This window comes from Vibrio sp. 1F169 (assembly GCF_041439605.1).
GTDB lineage: Bacteria > Pseudomonadota > Gammaproteobacteria > Enterobacterales > Vibrionaceae > Vibrio > Vibrio tasmaniensis_A.
The window spans coordinates 1-1,378 of sequence record NZ_JBGOOI010000168.1; the positions used below are offsets into that span (position 1 = coordinate 1).

Consider the following 1,378-nt stretch of genomic DNA (forward strand, 5'->3'; position numbering starts at 1 on the left):
CCCTCTGCGGCGCTTTTTGCAATCGTGAAGGCAGCCCACCTTCGAGGCCATCTGAAATAAGATCTCAGACGGCAATATCATTCGTTACAGCGACCAATTGGGAAAACGTTTGAGATGATCTTCTAATCGAAGTTTCCCTTCGCGCTTTTTGGCCCGTTCTGCTCTTTTCGCCGATAGCGTTAACGTTTTATTCGCGTTTGCTGAAAGACTAAAAGCGATACCGACTTCCTTGTTATCAACCCTACATTCTGATTTCAAATTCATACAAAATCCTTTTCAATTAAGAAAAACCGAAACGACCGAGTTCAAACTGAAATATCGCTGAACCCTCTAATCGTTCAAAAGTGACCCAGAATTATTAAACTTATTTGCTTTTGTGATGGGCCTCTCAATCTTGCAATTTAACATAACAAATATAATACGCACAAAATTAAACTTTTGATTTTAATGGTTATTTTATTAAACTTAACGTTGCCTTTGTTTTTAATTTTAAATAATTAATCCATTAATTATTTTTATTCGGATTCTTTGATGTGCTATAAATTTTTCAAGGTTATTTGTTATCTCATTGTTATTTATCTGCTATTTTTGGTTACGCATTATATTTGTTATGTTAAGGGGAAAATCCAAAGCGGACTTAGCGTTTGAAATATCTGACGACGATACGCTATAATTGATTTAGGTCATTATGGTTAAAACACACGACCTTGGCCACTAAGCCTGTAGTGCCCAATGCCGTGTGTTTTTTCTAGGATTTAGAGTGTGTTAGAGGTGGTACTCTGACTAAATAGCACTCGCAAAAAAGCCGTCTTCCCGTAAGTAGACGGTTTTTTTGTGTCTAGAAAACCGGCGTTTGATTTCTTTTCCCGGTTGAGATAGCGTGAAATTTCACCGTTTGGACAACCAATCTAAACACTCCCCAAAAACTTACGGACTTCAAAAATATGACTCCTTTGACTCAGCTTGGGCTAACGCTCAGGAGAATCCACTTTCTGCCTAACACCGCCTTTTTTGTCCCTCAGGATGAAGCGAGGTGTGTTTTAAACGTGGACGGTGAGTCTTATGAAAACGTTTAGCTCCTCCCCTCCCCCGTTCGATAAATCGAGTTACGATGCGCAGTATCGCTGTAAGCGTAAGGCTCGCAAACTGGATTTGATTAAATTGCATCAACGCGTCGTTGAAGAAGAGAACGCGCGGGGTCCAAAGACGCCTTTTGAGATCGGGTTTAAGTCTCGTCGGTTGCTCCGAAGCGGTAAGGTAGAAACCCTACCGCCAGAATACGCGCGGATCTTAAAAGGGTGTGAAGAATTTATTACCAACCCAAATCGTTTCCCGTCACTTAATGCATGGGGCGGTGAAGCGGTGAATAATGTGCAGT

The 1,378-nt window shown here is 40.8% G+C and carries 1 protein-coding gene and 1 pseudogene; one reads left to right on the forward strand and one right to left on the reverse strand.

The genetic code is table 11. From position 1 onward, the window contains the following. Positions 1–84: 84 nt before the first annotated feature. Complete coding sequence (locus ACED53_RS23380; RefSeq protein ID WP_016800598.1) at positions 85–264, reverse strand: TraY domain-containing protein; 180 nt, start codon at positions 262–264, stop codon at positions 85–87. A gap of 798 nt (positions 265–1,062) precedes the next feature. On the opposite strand from ACED53_RS23380, the pseudogene ACED53_RS23385 reads away from it, so the two are divergent. After that, positions 1,063–1,378, forward strand: a pseudogene (locus tag ACED53_RS23385) (hypothetical protein); the annotation flags it as partial.